Source organism: Pseudomonas sp. FG47, from assembly GCF_057809115.1.
Map to the genome: position 1 here is coordinate 1 of NZ_JBMDJI010000089.1, position 625 is coordinate 625.

Sequence of the window (625 nt, forward strand, 5' to 3'; positions counted from 1 at the left end):
AGCAGGTGTTCTTCGACACCGAGATCCCCGAACGCCATCACTGGAACCAGTCGGTGTTGCTCAAGCCGGCCCAGCCGCTGGATGCGCCGCTGCTGGATGCCGCGCTGCAGGCACTGGTGCGTCATCATGATGCGTTGCGCCTGCGCTTCCAGGCAGCCGAGGGCGGCTGGCAGGCGCATTTCGCCGACGCTCCCGCGCCTGCGCTGCTCTGGCAGCACGCGCTGGGCAGCCTGGATGAGCTGGAGGCGTTGGCCGAGCAAACGCAACGCAGTCTGGACCTGGAGAACGGTCCACTGCTGCGCGCTCTGTTGGTGACCGCCGCCGATGGCCAGCAGCGGCTGCTGCTGGTGATCCATCACCTGGCGGTGGACGGTGTGTCGTGGCGCATCCTCTTCGAAGATCTGCAGGCGCTCTATGCTGGTCTGCTGCGCGGCGAGCAGCCGCAGTTGCCGGCCCGGACCAGTTCGGTCCAGGCTTGGGCCGAGCGGCTGCACCGGCACGCCGACAGCGACGAACTGCGCCAGCAACAGGACTACTGGCGCGCGCAACTGCTCGATGCGCCACGGCAACTGCCGTGCCTCGATCCGCAGGCCAGCCTCAGCGCACGCCACGCCAGCGTGGTGGG

1 protein-coding gene is annotated in these 625 nt (G+C 68.5%); it reads left to right on the forward strand.

Going from position 1 to position 625, the window contains the following annotated elements; all coding sequences use genetic code 11:
* The coding region (locus ACODS5_RS24675) for a condensation domain-containing protein (RefSeq protein ID WP_489109886.1) at window positions 1-625 on the forward strand (625 nt) is incomplete at both ends.